Source organism: Parachlamydia sp., from assembly GCF_050255895.1.
Taxonomy (GTDB): Bacteria; Chlamydiota; Chlamydiia; order Chlamydiales; family Parachlamydiaceae; genus Parachlamydia; species Parachlamydia acanthamoebae.
The window spans coordinates 1-22,198 of sequence record NZ_JBFWIR010000057.1; the positions used below are offsets into that span (position 1 = coordinate 1).

Annotated in this window: 12 protein-coding genes, 3 tRNA genes and 1 pseudogene; 6 read left to right on the forward strand and 10 right to left on the reverse strand. The window is 37.4% G+C overall.

The annotated features are described in order from the left end of the window. Nucleotides 1-462 precede the first annotated feature (462 nt). Nucleotides 463-1,155: an F-box-like domain-containing protein gene (locus AB7E63_RS10090; RefSeq protein ID WP_006340760.1), complete on the forward strand. Its 693-nt coding sequence runs from the start codon at nt 463-465 to the stop codon at nt 1,153-1,155. Between the two features lie 32 nt (nt 1,156-1,187). Here AB7E63_RS10090 and AB7E63_RS10095 read toward each other — a convergent pair. The 5 genes from AB7E63_RS10095 to AB7E63_RS10115 form a co-directional block, all read right to left on the reverse strand. Continuing rightward, a tRNA-Met gene (locus tag AB7E63_RS10095) sits at nt 1,188-1,260 on the reverse strand. Nucleotides 1,261-1,322: 62 nt separating this feature from the next. Beyond that, nucleotides 1,323-1,395: transfer RNA gene (locus tag AB7E63_RS10100), tRNA-Met, on the reverse strand. Nucleotides 1,396-1,401: 6 nt separating this feature from the next. Next, a tRNA-Met gene (locus AB7E63_RS10105) sits at nt 1,402-1,474 on the reverse strand. 101 nt (nt 1,475-1,575) lie between these two features. Further along, a complete protein-coding gene (locus AB7E63_RS10110; protein WP_006340254.1) occupies nt 1,576-2,862 on the reverse strand; it encodes a 3-deoxy-D-manno-octulosonic acid transferase in 1,287 nt (428 codons plus the stop codon). Beyond that, complete coding sequence (locus AB7E63_RS10115; protein WP_006340255.1) at nt 2,859-5,114, reverse strand: Tex family protein; 2,256 nt, start codon at nt 5,112-5,114, stop codon at nt 2,859-2,861. The genes AB7E63_RS10110 and AB7E63_RS10115 overlap by 4 nt, the downstream gene beginning before the upstream one ends. Nucleotides 5,115-5,244: 130 nt before the next feature. Between AB7E63_RS10115 and AB7E63_RS10120 the strand changes: the two genes are divergently transcribed. Next, nucleotides 5,245-7,404, forward strand: coding sequence for a mechanosensitive ion channel family protein (locus tag AB7E63_RS10120; RefSeq protein ID WP_013924944.1), 2,160 nt, complete (start codon nt 5,245-5,247; stop codon nt 7,402-7,404). Nucleotides 7,405-7,583: 179 nt separating this feature from the next. Here AB7E63_RS10120 and AB7E63_RS10125 read toward each other — a convergent pair whose 3' ends face one another. Beyond that, nucleotides 7,584-8,444, reverse strand: coding sequence for a hypothetical protein (locus AB7E63_RS10125; protein ID WP_059358696.1), 861 nt, complete (start codon nt 8,442-8,444; stop codon nt 7,584-7,586). Nucleotides 8,445-9,176: 732 nt separating this feature from the next. Here AB7E63_RS10125 and AB7E63_RS10130 point away from each other — a divergent pair. Beyond that, nucleotides 9,177-10,298 carry a hypothetical protein gene (locus AB7E63_RS10130; RefSeq protein WP_059358695.1) on the forward strand — a complete coding sequence of 374 codons (1,122 nt, stop codon included), beginning with the start codon at nt 9,177-9,179 and terminating at the stop codon, nt 10,296-10,298. Between the two features lie 295 nt (nt 10,299-10,593). Here the strand turns inward: AB7E63_RS10130 and AB7E63_RS10135 are convergent, their stop codons facing one another. Next, on the reverse strand, nt 10,594-11,397 hold the full coding sequence (locus AB7E63_RS10135) for a hypothetical protein (RefSeq protein ID WP_059358694.1): 804 nt from the start codon (nt 11,395-11,397) through the stop codon (nt 10,594-10,596). Between the two features lie 206 nt (nt 11,398-11,603). Then, nucleotides 11,604-13,682: a thioredoxin domain-containing protein gene (locus AB7E63_RS10140; RefSeq protein WP_006340259.1), complete on the reverse strand. Its 2,079-nt coding sequence runs from the start codon at nt 13,680-13,682 to the stop codon at nt 11,604-11,606. A gap of 217 nt (nt 13,683-13,899) precedes the next feature. Between AB7E63_RS10140 and AB7E63_RS10145 the strand changes: the two genes are divergently transcribed. Both AB7E63_RS10145 and AB7E63_RS10150 read left to right on the forward strand, forming a co-directional pair. Then, the gene (locus tag AB7E63_RS10145; RefSeq protein WP_428419400.1) at nt 13,900-17,799 is read left to right on the forward strand and encodes a hypothetical protein; all 3,900 of its coding nucleotides are present in this window, start codon (nt 13,900-13,902) and stop codon (nt 17,797-17,799) included. A 438-nt stretch (nt 17,800-18,237) separates the two neighbouring features. Then, the gene (locus tag AB7E63_RS10150; protein ID WP_006340261.1) at nt 18,238-19,506 is read left to right on the forward strand and encodes a DNA-directed RNA polymerase subunit alpha C-terminal domain-containing protein; all 1,269 of its coding nucleotides are present in this window, start codon (nt 18,238-18,240) and stop codon (nt 19,504-19,506) included. Here AB7E63_RS10150 and queC read toward each other — a convergent pair. Together queC and AB7E63_RS10160 are read right to left on the reverse strand one after the other, a co-directional pair. Beyond that, nucleotides 19,499-20,164, reverse strand: a complete 666-nt coding sequence (gene queC, locus AB7E63_RS10155; protein ID WP_428419402.1) for a 7-cyano-7-deazaguanine synthase QueC — start codon at nt 20,162-20,164, stop codon at nt 19,499-19,501. The genes AB7E63_RS10150 and queC overlap by 8 nt on opposite strands. A gap of 1 nt (nt 20,165) precedes the next feature. Further along, nucleotides 20,166-20,840, reverse strand: a complete 675-nt coding sequence (locus tag AB7E63_RS10160) for a radical SAM protein (RefSeq protein WP_006340263.1) — start codon at nt 20,838-20,840, stop codon at nt 20,166-20,168. 1,258 nt (nt 20,841-22,098) lie between these two features. Here AB7E63_RS10160 and AB7E63_RS10165 point away from each other — a divergent pair. After that, nucleotides 22,099-22,198: pseudogene (locus tag AB7E63_RS10165) on the forward strand (malate dehydrogenase); the annotation flags it as partial.

Consider the following 22,198-nt stretch of genomic DNA (forward strand, 5'->3'; position numbering starts at 1 on the left):
GTACGCCTCTTTTAGTCGCTTTTTCATCCGCTGCTTTGTTCGTGTTCGCACTAAAGTATGCTTAAAAAAAAGAACATAGCCCACGAAATCGATTCCTTGAGTCAATTTTCTAATAATCAACTTTTTTGGGTGAAGATCTAATTGGAGCCTTTTTATAAGAAATTCTCGAATAAGAAAAATTAAAGATTCTAAATGGTTTTTATCATTAAATAACCCAAGTTGCGTATAACTACGAGAGTTGGGTTAGTTATACGCAACTTGGGTGGGTTTATTATTAAGAAAAAATTTCCAGATAAACACTCTGTTATAAGCATAATTTGTTTAGTTTGATACAAAAAACAGTATTCACATTTGCCTGTGTAAGCCCTCATCCAATCTACCCTTGAAGGAATTCTTGAACTTATTCAGCGATGTTTGTATTCGCAAAAGAATACCGAACCAACGAACTATGAGGACACGACAATGATTTCTGACATCCACACTCAACAAGAGACTCAAAAAAAATTCCTTGAACTCCCTAGTAAGCTGCAGCTTTTCATATTTTCATACTGTGATCTTAAAACGCTGGCTCTTCTAGCTGGGACATGTCAAACATTGCAAGCGATTGCATCAGATCAGAGTTTAAAAATTCAGGCTTTTGCCAAGAGATTTTATATTTTTGAGAAAGACGTGAAGAGAAGATTACTTACTCACAGAGAAATCACTGTTTGGCATCCCTCCTTGATAGTCAAAAAAGCCCATATCGGAGAATGGGAAAAAGCCTGTCAATACCTCATGGATCACGGTCAAAATTCGATCATCATCCAGAAGATTGAAAATGAACTTGCCAAGCTAAAAAATCTTTGTACTTATTCTAGTGGTATTTGCGAAGGAACATTTAACGAAAGCAAAGGAGGATTAAATGGTAGAGGAACGATTTTTTATGCAGATGGCGACATTTGGAGAGGCCAATTTTTGCATGGAAAATTGATCGAGGGCTATAAAACGTCATCAGACAATGAGATCTGTGAAGGAAAATTCTGCAATGATTCCTTAATTGAAGGCAAAATCATCGGGCATACCTATATCATGCAAGGAAAATTTGAAAATGATGAATTAGTTTCCGGTGAAGTTAGCTTTAGAAAAAAAACAAAGGATGAAGAGCTAATTGACTGAAGAATGAGTAGGATTGGTGATTAGGGGAAAAATAGCGGGGGAAGGATTCGAACCTCCGGCCTTTGGGTTATGAGCCCAACGAGCTAACCCCTGCTCCACCCCGCGATAAATGATTGCCGAACTTGCTGATTAATAGGTTAGATTAATCATTCGGACTTAAAACGATTTAGCGGCAGCCGGACTTGAACCGACGACACATGGATTATGATTCCATTGCTCTACCGACTGAGCTATACCGCCACAAAATAGCGGGGGAAGGATTCGAACCTCCGGCCTTTGGGTTATGAGCCCAACGAGCTAACCCCTGCTCCACCCCGCGATAACACGATCTTAACGATCAAGAAATAACAACATAACAAAGAATCACATTTAGATTCAAGTAAAATAAAAAAAAAGAAAAAATAGTTGCTCAAATTGCGTTTAAATGCGTTTAAGATGCTGTTGCAGCGTTTTAAATGTGACTTCGTGCGCACCTTGCAGTTCTAGCATCAATTGAAATCCCTTTTTTCCGATGCTTTTACGTAAGGCTTCATCATTTAAAAGCATTTCAACCGAGTGTGCAATATCTTCATAATTGACTTGAAGACCGGCTCCATGCTCAAGGCAAAGCGCCTCAAATTCTCTTTGAGAATGCATATGCGGACCGAATAACACGGGCACTTCATAGTAGGAAGGTTCTAAGATATGATGTCCTCCCACCTTCTCGATAAAACTACCCGCTACAATAGCAACATCTGATAATTGATAGCACTTCAGCAAAACCCCCATGGCATCCACCAGTAGGACTCTGGCCTGTTCTTTAGATGCATTTGCACTATACCTTTCATAAGGAATATCAGATTGATGTAACAATTGCGCAACCTGTTCACATCTTTCTGGATGTCTAGGGACTAGCAAAATCTTAAGCTGTGGAAACTTTTGTAAAAGCGGTTGTAATTGCTCTAAAAGCTCTCGCTCTTCTGGATCATGCGTAGATCCGATTGTTAGGACAAGATCTTGTGTGGAAAACCCTAGCTTTTCCCTCCAATCGACAATTTCTTGCTCTGAAAGACGTGGTAGCATAGTCCCGCATTTTAAATTACCCGTCACACTGAGTTTGGTTAGAGGGATGTTTAAAGAGGAAAACCGATTTTGATACTGAGTATTCTGTAAGCAAAATAAATCAAATAGCGAAAACAGAGAAAAGGATCCGAGCATTTGGTATCTTTTTAGAGACCGCTCAGATAATTTTCCATTCACAACAGAAAGAAACGCCCCAGATTGTTTGGCCTGATGCAAAAAATTAAACCAAAAATCTGTTTCAGACAGGATCACAATGTCAGGGGAAATTCTTTTGATGATCGGCTTAATCATCCATCCAAAATCAAAGGGCAGATAAACATGATGATCCGCAAAAGGCAGGCTGCGCTGTGCTTCTTCATGTCCCGTTTCTGTAATGGATGAGATAATCAAAAGAGAATTGGAAAAGCGCTCTTTAAATAATCTTGCCAAACCTATAATAGCTTTTGTTTCTCCGACTGAAACAGCATGCATCCAAATAACAGTTCGCTGTTCTTTTTGAATAGCGGGAAAGCCCCATCCCAGTCGTTTCCAAAAACTCTTTCGATATTTTTTTTTGAAAATCGCTTGGTAAATGAGCCAAGGTAGTGCACAGACCCCGGCTATTGCCAGGGCGCACTCGTATAAAATCACATGCCATTTTTTCATAAATTAGCAAAGGGGTTGTTAGAAAATTTCTTAGGAGCGGGTTTGGGAGCTTGCCGATTAAACTCTTTGCCTTTAGTGGCTAGACTTTTTGGTGCAGATCCACTTTGTGAACGAGCCGAAAGGGAAATCCGCTTCCGCTCAATATCCACGCTTAAAACCGTCACTTTAATTTTATCCCCTGTTTTCACAACTTCTGAAGGATCTTTAATGAATTGGTCTGATAATTCTGAGATGTGAATCAGGCCATCTTGGTGAACACCAATATCCACAAAAGCCCCAAATGCCGTTACATTTGTGACAATGCCTTCTAGCTGCATCTTCTCTTTTAAATCTTGGAGAGTTAAAACATCTTCACGGAATTTTGCAGATTCAAAGCTGGCGCGAGGATCTCTTCCGGGCTTTTTAAGCTCTTCCACAATATCTTGTAACGTGGGTAATCCAACCTGATCGGTTACATAACGCTTTAAATCAATTTGTTTAACCAAATTCACGTTGGAACAAAGTTCATTTAAAGGAATCTGTAAATCTTGCGCCATTTGCTCGACTAGGGAATAACGCTCAGGGTGAACGGCCGAAGCATCAAGTGGGTGTTCCCCTCCCCTTACACGGAGAAATCCCGCGGCTTGCTCAAAAGTCCGAGGTCCTAGTCCTGGCACAGATAACAGTTGCTGACGCTTTTTAAAAGCACCAAACTGTTCCCGATATTTGACAATTTTAGTAGCGACCGAGGCTCCAATGCCTGACACATAAGAGAGTAATGGAGCACTTGCTGTATTCAGTTCTACGCCGACATGGTTTACACAACTTTCCACAACTTGCGATAGTTGATCGTGTAAAAGCTGCTGATATACGTCGTGTTGATATTGTCCAACTCCAATAGCTTTAGGATCGACTTTAACAAGTTCTGCAAGAGGATCTTGTAATCTGCGCGCAATAGAAATTGCGCCTCGTACAGTTAAATCGAGATCAGGAAACTCTTCCCGAGCGACATCGGATGCACTATAAACACTAGCACCAGCTTCGCTGACAGAAATAACTAAGACCGAACCCTTACCGTGGTCTGATAATATTTTTCTTACAAAAGCCTCTGTTTCTCTTCCACCCGTCCCATTTCCGATCGCAATCGCAAACGGAGAATGTTTATTTAGAAACGCAAGAAAATCACGAGCAGCTTTTTCAACATCTCCAGTAAAAGGATAGATGGTCATGTTGTCCAAAAATTTCCCTGTGGCATCGATGGTTGCACATTTACATCCCGTGCGAATACCAGGGTCAACACCAATTACACTGTGCTCACCTAGGGGAGCGCTGAGTAAAAGATTGCGCAAATTTTCAGCAAAGATATGCACTGCATCGCGATCCGATTTCACTTTTAATTCCACACGTAAATCTGTTTCAACAGACGGAACGAGCAAGCGTTTATAACCATCGGCAATCGCCAAGCTCAGATACTCATGATAAGAAGAAGCTAGATTTAATTTTAGAATACGGGAAATTTCATGTAAAAGAGGTGCGCCTTCTACTTCTAGATGAAAATCTAATACTCCCTCACGCTCACCCCTGCGAATAGCCAGGTAGCGATGGGAAGGAATGTTCGCAACTTTTTCTTGATATTGATAATACTGTTCATACTTCGTTGCCGTTTGATCTTTGCCTTCCACAACTTGACAAACAAGCATTCCTCTTGTCGCAAACTCTTCACGGACAAGCGCTCGAATGGCGGCTGTTTCTGCAATTTGTTCAGCTAGAATATCTTGCGCTCCTTGTAGAGCATCTTCAGCAGTTTCAACACCTTTTTCCACATTAATGAAAGAAGCAGCAAACTCTAGAGCATTTTCTCCAATAGGCTGGGCCAGCATTTTTTCTGCTAAAGGTTCGAGTCCTTTTTCACGTGCAATAGATGCACGCGTTCTTCTTTTTGGCTTATAAGGAAGATATAAATCCTCTAGTCCATTTTTTGTCTGACACGCCAGAATCTGCGCTTTCAATGCGTCCGTCAATTTTCCTTGTTCAGAAATCGATTGAAGAATTGTTTGTTTACGCTCTTCCAATTCACTTAAGTAATTATAACGCTCTTGAACATCTCTAATCTGCACTTCATCCAAATTCCCTGTCACCTCTTTTCGATAACGTGCAATAAAGGGGACTGTATTTCCCTCCTTAAGAAGCTGGATAACGGCTGAGATGTTTCGGGCTGGGATTTGAAGTTCTTCTGTTAATTGTGCGATTGGATCAAAAATGTATTGTGTCATGAGGTTAACTCTCCTATTCTTGGGAAAGATCCAGTATACTCTGATTCCTTTGTGATTTCAACATTTCGCGAGAGATAAGGGATCTTTCTCATTGAATTGTTAATTTAAATAAGTAACCTAAAGAAATTAAATGATTATGAATCTGTTCCTTCCATTTTATCTGATCTTTTCATTAACTTTTGGAATTCTGTCTGCAAATGATCTAGAAACAACTTCACGTACAGAGATTCCTGATCCAGCCAATCTATCCCATAAATGGTGGGAGGATTTTGAGCACGCCGGCAATCTTCAGTCAAACCATATCGAAGATTTTTTTAGTTCATTAAAAAAACAAATCGACCAGCTTTCACCTGAGAATCAGGAAGAAGCGCAAAAGTTGATGGAAAACATCAAAAATAATCTTCAATCTTTAAAAGATGCGGCTGCAAAAGCAAAGCCCCTTGAAATTGTCGCGCCAATGGCTGCAACTTATTCGATCGATCGCTTAATTGATATTCACCATGCACTTGGGAAAAATCGGATAGAACTCAAAATTACAGAAGAAGATCGGGATCAAAAAATTCAGCTGATTCAAAAAATTCAAGAGAAAGTCGATAAGCTAATCTTGAACTACGATAAGTCTTCTACCTATTCAGAAAGCAAATTTTTACAAGGATTGGACTGGATCGCTACGCGTACTGAATTAGAGTTAAATAAAAAAAGCTTAGAGATTCTTAATCAGAATTACGAAAATATCAAAACTGTTTTAAGCTTACGTAAAAATGAAGAAGATTTTGCTGAAAAACATTTGGTCAGTAGCCATGCCGAAGTGGCAAAATTTGAACAACAAATGCTAGCTACTCAAAAAGAATGGGAAGAAAGAAAGCAGATCGCCAGTACAAAAGACTCCAATTTTATGACAGCTTCCCTACTCAATTCATGCGATGTCAACGAAGTCAAAAAACAACTCTCCATTCTACATGGATTCGAGGCAGCAATAGAAGAAGCCGGCGCTCAACTTCAATATATCAAAGCAGCTCTGATGTTTAATTTGTCCAAACTTGTGACGCAAAGCCCTGATGAAAGCACTTTAGCAGCATTTAATCAGCAAGGAAAAGAGTGGAGGCAAACCTTAGACAATGATGAAAACCTTTTTGCAGAATGGCGAAAACGCGCGGAAGGGATCTCCCAAAGAAATGAACAAGTCTTGTGCCTAACCGAGCCTTCGAATCAAAAACAAAAAGAAGATTCCAGTCACCTTCATGACGAATTGGTAAATATTGGGAAAAAAAACCTACAGTCCATTTCAAATCTTGAAGCCGCCCTATCGGATACATCCTTCCTTTTGGAAAGTTTTGAGGATAACATCTCTCCTTTTGTTAATCAGCACACTCAATGGATTAACGGTTTCTTTTCTTACCTCGGGGCCACTTATTCCTCTCTCGTGGAATCAATGGGGCACACCCTCTTTTACGTAGGAACCTACCCCGTTACAACGTTTTCGCTCCTTCGCTTCTTGGCTATTTTATTTTTAACATTTTGGGTCTCTCGATTAGTTGTAAGTGCGCTTACCACAATCGGAGCAAAAAGACGGGGTGTTCAACAATCTGTTCTTTATCGAATCAATCGCTTGATTCACTATTTGATTCTTCTAATCGGAACTCTTATTGCACTCTCGACCATTGGATTCGACTTCTCCAATCTTTTACTTGTAGCCGGTGCACTCGGTGTGGGATTAGGGTTTGGATTACAATCTATCTTTAATAATTTTGTCTCTGGCTTGATTATTCTGTTTGAAAGCAACTTAAAGATTGGCGATGTGATCGAGCTAGAAAATGGAGTGAGAGGAGAAGTGCGCGCGATCAATGTCCGCAGCACTATTTTACGCACTCCCGACGGAATTGAAGTGTTGGTCCCTAACGCCGATCTAGTCACCACAAAAGTAACAAATTGGACTCTAAGCGATCCATTTCGACGGATCCACATTCCCTTCAGTGTCGCGTATGGATCGGATAAAGAACTTGTTGTTGGTTTGATTACAGAAGCCGCAAAAAAGGAACCATTGACCTTATTAAGAACAGGTATTCCAGAACCCACAGTTTATTTAACTCGCTTTGGTGATAGTGGATTGGACTTAGAATTGTTGGTATGGATTGATGAGCGAGCAGCTCGCCAAGCAAAAAATGTTCTTTCAACTTACTTAAGTATGATAGAAACTGTTTTGCGTGAAAACCAGATTTCAATGCCTTTCCCACAAAGGGATATCCGCATTGTATCAATGCCTGAACCCTCAAAACCACAAGAGCAATAAAAGTTTAAAGGCCCGTTCGTTGTAAACGGGCCTACTCGGCTTCCTCAATGTATAAGATTTGAGAAAATATGCCGTAAACAGCAAATTGGATTCATGGCCAGAGTTCTGGCGATTTTTAGATAGATCACTAAATTGCAATACTTAACCACGAATTTCAATTTACTATTTTATTCCCGTTTTTATAAATATTTTTTAGCAGAAATGGAAAATCCACCTGCACTATACCAAGCAGCTTCTTTTTGTGGTTCTCCGAATTTTTGATCCGCTTCATTTTTGAGCCTATCCCAAATAGTATCGGGAGTATTTTCTCCAAGTTTTTTCCAAATGGGATTATCTTTAATGGGTTTCATTCGAAATTGAAAATCAGTACAACGCTTGCCTGGATAAGCTTCAGAGTCAATTTCTTTTTGAGAAAATTCAAGTTTAATCCCCATATTTTCTTCAAAGAAATCGGCAATTTTTGCCACAGTTTCATTCGTTGAAAAAACATGTTTGGGAAGTTCTGATGTCGTAGATGACATGCAGGAATAAGAACCATTTTCATTTAGAAGTAACCCAATAAAAATTAATACATGTAAAGGATTCTCTGCGTAAGTCAAAGGGCCATATGTTTCCATTATAAGATCAACACTTTGATAATGATTTCTCAATAATTCAGTTATTTCAGGAACATATCCATAATAAATAGAATCATTGTCAGTTAAATTATCATTAATTATTCTCTGATCTAATTTAGTAACTCCAACTCCGATAACACTTAAGTCTTTTTGCAAATTCTTTAAATCAAGTAAAAACATCCCGCGACCTGCTCCCATATCAATTACACAACTTTTGGGTTTGAGATCGTCTAAAAGAGAGCTCTGTTTTTCCCCTTCAGGTGTATGAAGATACAAAATTCTATCTATTTTACGTGATTGTGGCCAATCAACAACTTCCTCGCCAGTGCCATACACTTTTACGCTAGATGCAATTTTTTTAAAATGATCAATGCAGTTGGAATTTAAAATAGAATCAGCACCTAAACTAGAAAAAGAATTCATAATTACACCTTTTATTAATTAAAGTTTTTGTAAAACATAATTTTACACAACATTTATAATAAAGTAAATTATATTTTTACAAAAAAACAAACAAAACCCACAAAAACCATACTTACATAATTAAATTTAAATTAATTGATTATGCGCAAAACGTGATCGAAAGAAACATTTTATAGATGAATATAAAGTAATTGGCGAAGGTGTTAAATTGTCTAATAAAAGATTTGACACATTCTTAATTTGTAAAATTCTCTAGTCTCTCTCCAATAACTGAGATGACGGACTGAATCTTTAGCGGAGCAGTGATATTTAAGTACTCCATTATTGATAAAATGATCAATGAGCTCAGAATAGGTGTGTGCTGGTTTTTGTCCCTGCTAAACTTGCTTAATTTGTCTTTCAATGTCTAAAGCCAATCTTCAACTTCTTGTTGTGATCAAAATGAGTCAAAATGATAGCCTTTTAGGCGAGCAACTACACACCTATCTAGGGATAGGGTAGGCGATTGCTTCAATGTCAAAATAGCTTATATGTGATATCATGTGATTTAATGTCTATGTTGGGTCCACGGCTGGAATAAGAAAAATGCTATAGACTCTTAAATTTAGAGAATGTTATGTTTTTTTCTAGTTTACTGTTAATTCAGAAATAAGAACTTTATTATATTGGCACACAGAAAATAATTCTTGATGTGTTTTAAATTTTATAAACTTTAATAAAAAGAGTTATATTATGAGTGTCCATTTGCCTGTAAACGAAAGAAGAACGTGCTTGTCAGCGGTTGAACAGCTTGCGTCAAGCTACCGTTTTTTGGCCGAAGATACCGCATCTAAATCTGAATCCAATATTAGTCCCGCTGTATGGCAAAAGTCAGATGCAATAAAGAAAATTAAATGGTTTGCTGACCGCTTTAAAGATAAGGTGGGTCGCTATTTGAGTCATGAAGAAGGAGTAAGAATTTCAGCTAAAGTAGACGTAATCAGCAATGAAGTAATTTCTCAACTTAATGACCATCAACTGCGATCTGATTTATTCAATAAAATTGGCGGCATATTTAAAGAAATAATTGAGCAAATTTTATATGAAAATCCTCTTGTCATTAAACAGCCTGACCATTTTCTTTCTAAAGAAGATTTTCAGATAGCAGAAGTGTCTAATTATGAAGAATATATATCTAATAAGCGAGTTTCATATTGTTATGATTTCGCCTTCTATCTACTTAATGAAGAAAAGTCGTTCCCCTATATATTTAACTCAGAATTCGCTAAATGGCCTGCTGAATTTTTCAATGATAGTAAAAATTATCTTGCAAGCTGGGGCTATGAAGAAGTAAAAGAACCATCTCCAGGAGATTTGGCTGTTTATAGCTATATGGGTAAATCTCAACACTTTGGCATTTGGACTCATGACGGTAATGTTTTATCTAAATTAGGCATGATTGATGTTGTTAAACATCCTATTGACGACGTTGTTTTAGGTTATGGAGACGACGTCTCTTTTTTTCGCAAAAAGATTAAATCTCTTCTTTTAAATAATTATATAAATGAATTAGATAAAGCTCATCAATCGCTACCAGATTTTTCACATTCTATAGTTGCTTCTCCCTTAAATACATTAGGTTGCGTAAAAAAAATAATTGAGATTTTTGAGTCGATGCAAATCTTGAAAGTTTTTAAAAATAGCATTTACAACATAGATTACAATAATGAATTGCAACGGGAAACTCTTTTAAAGTTAAATACGTATTCAGTAAGTGTCTCTGGTTTTACGCAAAAGTCTGAAGCAATAGAAACTGTAAGAAAAATTGTACTTCTGGTTTCTGATCAAAAAAAGACGAGTATAGGTAAAATATAATGCTCTTTTTCTCTTCCAAAGAAGGCGTTTTGTCATAAAAACGAGATTCTTGGAGACCTTGTACCTTTTGGAAATGGACAGGTATGAGCGCAAAACGTCCCTTCGATGGCATTTTGTGCTTTACTATCTTGGAGTAGTTCGCATAAGACTTTTATTTGTCACAAACAGAAATGTCAAAGACGGACCATTCATTCAAAAAACTTTCATAATAAAAACATGATGCAAGGTAATTTGGAGAGGATAGTAGGGATAACCCCTTTCTAGGAAGGAGTTATCCATTTACCTAAATGAGAAATTAGTCTTTTTTAGGATCTGCTTTAGGTTTAGTATTAGACGTTGCAGGTTTTTTCTTCACCTGAAATGCGATTAGAGCAGCATGATTTTTTGTACGCTCTTCTTCTTTAGTCTTTTGTGAAATAGCTAACGCATCATTTTCTTCTTCTAAACGTGATAGCTGGTCACTTAATTCTTTTAAAGACTCTTTAGCTGCAGCTATCGCGTCTTCATCTTTATCTTCAAGCGCTTGAAGATCCTCAATCGCTTTTTGTCGTTGAGAAATTTCTTCGTGCTTGCCTGTAATCTCTTGAGCTTTTGCAGCTTTATTAGCTTTGAGAGCTTCTAATTCATCTAAAATATCTAATTGTTTACGTTGAATCTCTTTCGCTTCTTCTGTAACTTCAATTTTTTTCACCTTATCAAGCGAGTCAGTGAAACGTTTCTTAATCGCTTCAGTTTTCTTTACATTTTTAGTAAGCTTTGCATCAACTTCTAAGGAACCATCATCTTTTTCTGTAATATGCAAAACTTTTCCTAAAATATTTTTATAACCTTCATTAAATTGATCGCGTAAAACGCCTTCAAAAGGTATTTCTGCACTTCTTTTTAGGGCCAAAGCTTCCAATTTAGCTGCTGTTTTTTTATAGCCCCGTGTGGAATCTGCACCAAAAATAGAGCGAAGCCATTCAATAAAGCCATACCCTGCTTTTCTTACTTTTAGTCCAGATGAAAGACGTAATTCACTGTGGCCTGTGAGTTGTTTGCTTGCTTCTTCAATAAGCTTCGCGAATGATTGTTGATTTGAATATAAACTTATAGCCATAAAAAAATTTCTCCTTATTTATCGTTTCGTCGACGTCGAATTAATTATATGCGTTGATTGCGCAAAGAGTGAGAAGCCCCAGAGCTACTGCAAGTTACTCACATACTCGATGCGACATACTAGCAAATCTTTTCGGTAAAGCTCAAGGAAATTCTTAAAGATCTCTCAAAAAAAGATGCTCAATAAAATCGTTTTATACCATAAGCTCAAAGCTTTGCGATAGCTTCAAGCATTTCCGAAAGATTGACCAACGGATGATCACATCGTCGGTCATAACAGATGTAAAGTGTGGTCTGATCATTTAATGGGATTTGTTCTTGAGCAAAAGGCAAAAGATTAAACAGTAACTCATCATCCGGACGTCTCCAAATGATTGCTTTGTGAGGAATAAATTTTTGATAAAAATTCTGACGCAATTCCTGAAAATGTGAATCCTTGCTATTGAGTGCTATTGTAATAGTAGGCAGCTGATCTTTGGCATAGTATTTGTGGAGATTCATCATATGATAACAATATCCTGGGGGGTAGTGTTCCATAAATTTCCAAACTCCGCGAAGAATGTCATTTGCATCTTCTAGATAACTGTAATCGTGCGTCAATTGATATAAACGGAGAAGGTTTTCACATTGAATCGCATTTCCGGATGGTTCTGCACCGTCTGAAAATTGACATTTCCGAATGACAAGCGAAAGGTCTTGCCCGTTAGTCTGATAATAAGCACCATTTAAAGCTTTGAATTGATTCTTCAGAATTTCATTGAGCTCTAATGCCCATTGTAACCATTCCGTACCGCAACCTGCTTCAAATAGAGTCAATAAACTTCGGATCAAGAAAGCATATTCGTCTAACCCAGCTGAAAACATGGCTTCATCATCTCTCCATCTACGCAATAAGCCATGCTCATTCCAAAGTTTTGCCTTAATGAATTTGGCACTATTTTGCGCTGCCGATAGAAATCGTTGATCACAAAATGCACAACCAGCTTCTGCCATCGCTTGAATCATCAATCCATTCCAAGCTGTTAAAATTTTATCATCTTTAAACGGATGAACTCTTTTTTCTCGTGCTTTCCAAAGAATATGTTTTTGTTCGGTGAACAGAAGATCCAGTTGTTGGGCATCCATTCCCATCTTTTTCGCAAATTCTTCTAGGCTTAAAGGCGTGTGTAAAACATTCCTCCCTTCGAAATTTCCTTCGGGAGTAATGTCAAAATAATGAACAAATAATTCACTTTCATTTTCACCACCTAGCAACTCTTCAACTTCTTCTAAAGTCCACGTATAAAAACGCCCTTCATGGCCTTCTGAATCGGCATCTTCAGCCGAATAAAAGCCCCCGCGAAAATGAGACATATCTCGCAATACATAATGCAAAATTTCCTCACAGACTTTTTTATACTGTGGATTTTGGGTCGCTTGCCAGGCTTCAAAATAGCAATCTGCCAAAAGAGCGTTGTCGTAAAGCATTTTCTCAAAGTGAGGAATTTGCCAAGCTTCGTCTACACTGTAACGAGAAAAACCTCCACCTAAATGGTCGTAAATACCTCCCCTGCGCATCATTTCCAAGGTTCGTTCAACAAGAAACAAAGGCCGACTATCTTTTTTTTCCATGGAGTAGCGGAGCAAAAAGACAGACTGATAAGCAATCGGAAATTTGGGAGCCCCTTTCATTCCACCATTAACAGGGTCTGCTAACTTGATGAGCATCTCAATGGTTTTTTCGATGACTTCGGGAGGTGGCAACAGTTCTCCTGAGGTGTGCACATGCTGTTCAAAAACTTCAACGATTTTTTCAGATTGCATCAAAATGCGTTCCCGTTCGTCACCTTGCCAAGCTTCATGAATTCGTTCTACAAGCTCAAGCATGCCAATGAGTCCATGGCTATTGACTGGGGGAAGGTAAGTTGCAGCAAAAAAAGGATATAAATCCGGTGTTAAAATCACATTCAACGGCCAGCCTGCAGCACCAGACATCATGCTTTGAGCAAACTCCATATACAGGCTGTCTACTTCTGGCAGTTCTTCGCGGTCCACTTTTATATTGATAAAAGCTTCATTTAAGGCTTGAGCTACTTCTAAATTTTCAAATGATTCTTGCTCCATGACATGGCACCAGTGGCAAGTTGCATAACCGACAGATAAAAAAATGGGCTTATCTGCTTCCTTTGCGGCTAAAAAAGCTTCATCTCCCCATGGATACCAATCAACTGGATTATGAGCATGCTGCAAAAGATAGGGAGATTTTTGATGGATGAGTCGGTTAGTATAAAGATGATGCTCAACCATGATGATATGTCCCCTTTGTTATCCTGGTAGTCAATTATTTTATGCTAGCATTTGGCCAGATCCTAATGTTTATTTATAAATTTTTCAATGGCTTTCCTTTCGTGAGTTAAAACCTTGCTTAAATTTTATGTTGAGTTTTTAATAGCAGAGAGATTATGGATTATGCTTGCAAATCTTGCTTTCGCTATTAAAACGTATGAATTGATGGAAAAAAACAATGAAAATAGATTCTAACATTCAAAACCCTCATGAAGGTTCTGAAAATTCCGAAAATCAATCAAACCGCTTTTCAGAGCCCCCTTCTTACATCCCTAAAAAGAAGCAAAAAACCACAGCTATCGGTCTAAGCGTAGTGACATGTGTACTAATGGGGATTATTGGATTTGAAGTTATTCGAGGTGGTAAAATAAATCAGGAGCAACCTTCCCAATCCGATTTGTATATTCCCTCCCAAACAGCCATGTTAACTGCCGCAGAAAAAGAAAAGCTGGCGCGACAAAGTTTAATCATCCAGCAATTGCAAGAAGAGTCAAGCGATCGCCAATATCTGATTGCCAACCTCAACGAAGAAGTACAGGCCCTTTCATACGAACTATTGCACACAAAAGTCGACTTATTTGGTTATCAACCTAATCCTGAACAGCAACTAAAAATTGAAGCCTTACGAGCTCAAATTCAAGATGCGCGTCAATATCGAAAAGAGTTAGAAAACGCGTTGCAAGATAAACAACAGATTATTGTAAACCTACAACAAGATCTTGAAAAATCTAAAAATCTTTTGGAAGAAAAGAATCATGAAATCCTCGCGCTAAGCCAGATTCACGAAGCCTTACACACGCGCTTAGCAGCTGAAAAATTCCAAACACACAAATACTCGGATGAGCTGCTACAGTCAGACAACAAACTTCTAGAACTTGCAGATATCCAGCAAAGATTTGAATCTCTTGATAAAGAATTAGAAGCACGAGAGCTCGCATTGACATCAATGAAAGAAGAGTATGATCAACTGCTGAATTTATACACGCAAGCCCTGTCAGAAAATGAAAAATCGACACATTTTTTGCAGACAGAAATCCAAGCATTGCAACAGCACCACCAAGAGCAAACAGCTTTAATTAATCAGTTTTATACGGCATCTGAAGTAGAAGGTGCTCTTTTAGAAAATAAGTCTCAAGAACTGGAAAAGTTTCTGCGGGAAAAAAATGAATATGATCAAATTATCATTTCTCAGAATCAAGAAATTGAAAATCTTAAGACATTAGAGCTGTCTCTTCAAGAGAATATTGAAAATGAGCGCGCCCATTCTCAAACACTCGTCAAAGAATTATTTGCAACACTCTCCAATCTTGAAAATCTAGAAAAAGAACATACCAGTCATTTGCATTTGGCCGAAACATTGAAAAATGCCGAAGAAAAAATCGCCTTATTAGACGCAACTGTGCAAGCAGAAGAACAAGCAATAAAGCGTTTGCAAGAAGATTACCAATTGCAAATTGCTGCAAACGAAATGCTCAATCACCAATATCTCAAAAATGTAGATGAGCTCAATCAGCTCAGCACTCTACTAGCGGAAAAGCAAATGGGGATGGAAAATGTTGAGCAAGAAGTTGCACTGCTGCAAGGAAAATATCAAGACCTCCAAGAAAGCTATTTTGCAACATTGGAGACTAACGAAAATGCTTTAAGTCGCACTGCAGCACAATTAGAGATGGCTTTGATTTTACAAAAAGACAAAGAACTAGAGTCTCAGCAATTGCAAGCAGACCTTGAATCCTTAACAGCTGCCTTACAAGAAAAAGAAACATATGTCGGCCGCATAGAACAAGAATTGCAACTTTTGCATGAGCAATATCAAGAACTCCATACAGATTCTTTGCTAGCTGTTGCTCAGCACGAAGGTTTACAACAGGAATTATCAGCTCAAATTGACAGCACCCTTACCTTGCAAAAGGAAAAAGAAGCTGAGGCAATTCTTCTACAAGAAAAGTTAGAGCAATTAACTCTATCCTTGCATGAGAAAGAAACCAATAACGATCAGCTTGAACAAGAAATCCTACAATTAAAAGATGTCCTTGCTAGTCAAGAAATGTCACAGAAAGAATTTACTTTCCAAATGGAGCAAACTCTTACACGCCAACAAGAACAAGAGCAAGAAGCAAAGCTTCTTCAGGAAGAGTTCTCACACTTAACTTCCGTTTTGCAAGAAAAAGAACAAACGATTCAACTTTTGCAGGCTAAAAATGAAGAGCTTCAAAATAATTACCAGCTAATTGTATCAAAGCAAGAATCCTTACAGGTTGAATTACATCAACAAATTGAGAATAGTCTTGCGCTGCAAAAAGAGAAAGAAGCGCATGTAGCGGCTTTGAAAGATGATTTGCAATCCACAACACAATTACTCGAACAAAAAGAACTCTATGCTTTTAATGTAGAGCAAGAAGTCTTATTGCTTCAGCAAAAATATGGGGAATTACAGGATCACTACCTTGCAACTCGAGATCAACAGGAGAGTTTGCAAAAAGAATTAAGAAGTCAAATTGCGCAAGCCATCGCTCTGCATAAAGAGAAAGAGCAAGAAGCTTTTTTACTTCAGGAAGAATTTGAATATTTGGCTTCCGACCTCCAAACTAAAGAAGCCCACATCACTCATCTTGAGCAAGAAATGGATCTGCTCAAAACTTCTTATCAAGAGGTTTTGGCTGCTCAAGAAGAATCTAAACAAGAGCTTGCGCAAGCCATCGCTCTACACAAAGAGAAAGAGCAAGAAGCTTTTTTACTTCAGGAAGAATTTGAGTATTTAGCTTCCGACCTCCAAACTAAAGAAGCCCACATCACTCATCTTGAGCAAGAAATAAACCTGATTCAAGAAACATACAAAGAAGCCTTGGCTGCTCAAGAAGAATCTAAACAAGAGCTCGTGAGTGTCTTGGCCCTCCAAAAAGATAAAGAGCAAGAGGCCCTACTGCTTCAGGAAGAATTTGAGTATTTAGCTTCCAATCTCCTAACAAAGGAAGCACACATTAGTCATCTTGAACAAGAGATCCTCCAGCTTAAAGAAAACTATCAAGAGATTCTGGCTTCACAAAAAGGCTCTGAGCAAGAGCTTATCCACGCTTTAGCTCTACAAAAAGAGAAAGAACAAGAAGCCGTTTTGCTTCAGGAAGAATTTGAGTATTTAGCCTCTGCTTTACAAGACAAAGAACATTTTATCCAAAACCTGCAGCAAGACTTAAACCATCTTAAAGATGATTATCAATTGGCGATGGCAGCACAAGAAAATCATCAACAGGATCTTGTCAAGGCTTCGGAACGCCAGAAAGATAAAGAGTTGGAGTTAAATCAAATTCAAGAAGAATTCGAATATTTGGCTTCCCTTTTGCAGGAAAAAGAAACGCTGATTAAAGATGCTGAGCAAGATATTCTATCCTTGCAAAATCAATATCAAGATCTGCAAGCAAGCTATCAATTGGCTTTAAATGCTCAGCAAGATTTTACTACACAACTTCAACAAACGATTGCTCAGCATGATCAAAAAGAACGAGAAGTCAAACAGCTTTCATTCTTATTACAGGATAAAGAGAGTTACATCAGCAATGTGGAAGAAGAAGTTCAGCTTTTGCAAGATAAACATCGTGAGTTGCTCAGCAGCTTCCATTCCGCTTTAGCTAGCCAGGAAGATCGAGAACAAGAAATACGTGCTTTAGATGGGGAATTGAAACACGTTTCTTCTATACTGCAAGGCAAAGAAACACACATTTCGCAAGTGGAAGATGAGGTTCAGCTTTTACAAGACAAACATCGTGAACTCCAAAGTAACTATTTGCTCGCCTTAGCTATTCACGAAAATGCGGAACTCGAGAAACACCAACAAACGAATATTCTTCAAAAAGAAATTGAACATCTCACGTCGCTGCTACAAGAACGAGAACTTAAAATTGCTTCAATGGAACACAACTATCAAAATCTAATGTCGCAAAAAGAAAGTGAAACGTTGTCATTGCAAGAAAAAATTGAAAAAATTGAACACGAATTTTCTGAAAAAAAACAAGAGCTGACAAATCTAATCAATCAGCTTGAAAGTAGCCATACAGCAACTATCGCTTCTGATGAATCTTAATTTTTAATTTTAGCCATATCTTCTCATGAAGAAGATATGGCTTTTATTAAGTTCGTTAGAGCATCATCTGCTTTCATTTTGTGAAAGCCATTATTTTTTGTTATGCCATAAACCCTCTCCTTAAGCTATTTTAAAAGCATTTTTTACTTTTTATTTTATAGAATAAAGCTTTATAGTCTTTCTTGTGGAAGCTGCGGCCTCCTTAGAAAATCCTCTTTAAATGAACTATGCATAAACCACAATCATGAGCAAGGCTATTACTAAAAAATTAAATTCATTAAAGGTACAACTTCTCAACAATGCCTCTTGTCCTCACTGCATCCTGAACAATAAAATAAGATGTTTTTAATTTTTAAAGTGGTTTAGGATTATTTTTTGTTTCTATTATTTCTCAACTCCTTTAAAAATAAGTAAAAGAGCTAATAATCCGAGTTTATAATGCCTATACTTGAAAATTTGAAAAAACAGTTCGATCAATTTGTAAATACTTCTAAAGACGATAACGAAGAAGATTTCATCCCTTGTACCGAACATCTCCAGATTTCGAATCCTCCTTATTTTCATGCCAATGCAGAAACGGTAGCAAAACAAACTTTAAGCCCAAATACACCTGTTCCATTTGCTGACATCTATAAAACAGCTTACACACATGGACTCGAAAAAACCTACGCGTTAGAAACCGTTAATGTAAATTCTATTCGAAAATTAAATACATCAACTCCAACTAAAATCTCTAGTTCTGTTTCAGAAACAGTTTCTGAAGTGACTATCCATGAAAAACAACAGCTAGAATTTGATTTTGGTCCCGGATTTCGCAATTGGATCTCTCCTATCTTTCTTGATGAACCTATCCATATTCTAGGGTTATCACAACATGCGGAGAAATGCTTAGAGAAAAATGGAAAATGCCTAATACAAGATCTTTTAAAAGCTGACACACAAGACCTCATTTTCTTGAAAGGCATGGGTCAAGGACATATTGATGAAATCCAACAAACCCTCAAAAAATATGTGAAAAACCGTTCAACTGAACGTGATTATTCTTTAGGGTGGGGTTCTTGGATCAAAAGTCTGGTAGGTGCTTATGATCGAAAAAAAAGCTATGTTTTCTTGGAGAAATTTGATCTTAACGAGCTTCTCTCGCTTTCCCCTGCTGAAAATGTGGAAGTGAGAAGATTAAATACTCAAAAAAAAGAAGAGTGGTACTTGGATGTAAAAAAATTTTGTACATCCCCTGCAAAAAGTGAAAGTGTTCATCAGCGCATGCAAGAAGTAGTGGAAGCATTTATCAAGCCTTGGATGCAAAATCGTTCGGGCATTGCAACTTTACAAGAATTGAAGGAGCGCTTTCAAAAGATCTCTTATTCATTCAAAATCGCTCATTCCGCTAGTAATTTCTTCAATGAACTTTTTTACGACAATCAATTTTGCTTGGCCACCTATCTACATGAAGTCGGTCAAGGTCTTTTTTGTGTGGATCAAAGGACTGCTGAGATCTATCTCCATTTAACAAAAAAAGCCCGCTCTTATTTCTATTCTCCTAAAACAAATTATAAACTAGATCACTTGATTCAGCTGCTTGAAAAAGAAGAGATGAAAGAGTGGAATCACTACGCCCGTCACGACATGCAAAAGATGTTAAGATTATCCCCTTTCTTTAGCGTAAGAAAAGGGATGTCACATCAATTGGAAATTCGTCTTAATTAACTTCTGATATAGAAAGAAATGCGTCTTGCCGCAATGTACAGGCATCGCATTGTTGACAAGGCTGTCCATTTGCAGTGGGATCATAACAGCTAGAAGTGAGTTCAAAAGGGACTTTTAAGCGATAACCTTCTTTTACAATCTCTTCTTTTGTCCACTTTAAAAGGGGTGTGACGATTTGAGGGGCTTTTCCTTCTACAGATTGCTTTGTTGCTTGATTAAAAAGTTCTTGCGCGGCTTCAAAATAGCCAGGACGACAATCTGGATAAGATAAAAAATCCATCGCATTAGACCCAAAATGGATCTGATCAGCCTCGTGCATTTCAGCTTTAGCCAAAGCATAAGCTAAAAAAAGGGTGTTGCGTGCAGGAACATAAGTGAAGGGAATGCTTTGCTTTAGAATATCCTCTTTGGACTTCCCTTTTTGGGGAGTTTCTGAAGATGTTAAGGCTGATCCACCCCGAAAAATTAAAGGATCGATTGGAATTACTTCATGTTCAATACCATAAAAATCCGCTATCTTTTTAGCAAATTCTAATTCAACACGATGTCGCTGACCATAATCAAAACTAATTGCAAGTGTTTCGATTTGTTGTTCGTGGAGACGAGCAAGCATCACAGCGGAATCTAATCCCCCACTTAATAACACAATAGCTTTCATATTAAACTCCACGAGTTGTTGCAGACCAAATAAATTTATGTAATTGCATGTTTAAACGCACTGGCAGTTTATCTTGCAAAACCCAATTCACTAGTTCTTTAGAGTCCAACACATCAAATACTGGAGATAGTAAGACAGGAATTTTTCGTGAAAATAGCTGAAACTTTTCACAGACTTCTTTCGCATAAAGGTAATCTTGGTAGCCATTGATGACAAATTTGACTTCATCTTCCGGGCGTATAGCACTTAAATTTGGCCAAAAATTGCGATCACTCATGTTGCTATCTGGACATTTTATATCCAAGATAATATGTACTCGCGGATCGATTTCCTCAATAGACAAAGATCCTCCAGTCTCCACACTAACGATATAGTTTTTGTCGCAAAGTTGTGTCATCAAAGGATACACATTTTTTTGCAAAAGAGGTTCCCCACCTGTTACACAAACATTTCGACAGCCAAACTCATCGACTTTTTCCAAAATTTGAGGGAGCCCGAAAACATCCCCTCTTCCAAAAGAATAAGAGGTATCGCACCATGAGCAACGTAAATTGCAAGCCGCTAGCCGGATAAATGCCGTCGGTAGACCAGCGAAACTTGTTTCTCCTTGAACACTAGAAAAAATCTCAATGATATTTAATTGTTCTTTCGAAGCAAATGTGAGTGGTTGTGTCATCCCATTCCTTTTAAAGAGCGTTTAATCTATATCGTGCACTGAATAAGCATGAAAGGTGTGGATTATAACATTAATGAAGATTAAATTTGAAGAACGTAATTTTAAAAATGCAAAAAAATAAAGCTTTTTAAGGACGAACTTCAACATCCTTTCCCACTCAGGAAGAAATAAGGTGTTCATTTCTCCCTAAATCTCAAAAATTCTATCTTCTAAATGGGCTTCTCCGTCAACACATCTTGGTGAAAGCATCTTGCATTTGATCTGTTTCCTCTGACATTGATGTCTCGCCAGGTGTCACCATCAGGATCTTTTGCCGTTAATTGCTCTTCAATAACAACAAAACCCTCGGAAATTGCACATGTCAGTGCTGTTTGATCTCTATAACTCTTGACTTTGTCTATTGCTTCTTAACTCAAAAGCCGCGAACAATTCTTTATTTGGCTAATGATGACTGCCATCAGCGACGTATCTCTGAGAATTCCACCTTTTCCCATAAGTTGCCCATTTTAGAAGGATGTGTATCTTAACGGATCTTTAGGCCGTTTAAATCGATACTCAAGCGTGAAAGCATGCAATTTTTAATGATCGGTTCAAAATCAATTGGAATTTCTCCTCTCCATTCGAAGAAAGAAGTATGCCTAAGGCAATTTGTGTAAATTCTTTCATCCTCTAATTGAGATTTATTATTTAATAAATATTTCGAGTTAATTAATAAATTAAAAACATGTTTCAAGCTTCGAAAGTTTACGTTCTATATTTCATTATAAAAAATTTTCCATTAGAAATTAATGGAAAATATTTCGATTTAAATTACTATTTTTCTTTAATTTTAAAAATTCAAATTTTGATTTAATTCAAGATCATATCATCACGAAATACACCTCTTTTGCGGTAGTTAAATGATTCGAAATATTAGATGCTTTTTCGAGTTTATCAGCTGCTTTTTGTAAGCTTTCCGAAAAATTTCCCGGTTCAATTAATAAATAGCCATTCGTTGTTAATGTCATAAAATTCTTGTAATAGATGAACACAAAAAAATCAATAATTCAGCATCTCAATTATTTTAAAAAAAATTTAATGAATATTTAAATAATTTTATAGGCTTACTATCTGGCCTGAAAAATACAAATTAAAAATTAAATATATTCATTATAATTTCTTTCGGAATTTCTGCTGGCAATCGATATTTTTGAAATAACTTTTTTGAAATAATCACCGTTTCATCTTAATATGCAATCAAACGACCAGGAGGAATGCTATGTCGAAATCCATAAAGCGCATTGCGGTGACCGGAGGAGCAGGTCAAATTGCTTATAACCTACTATTCAGAATTGCAAGCGGAGAGATGTTGGGAAATG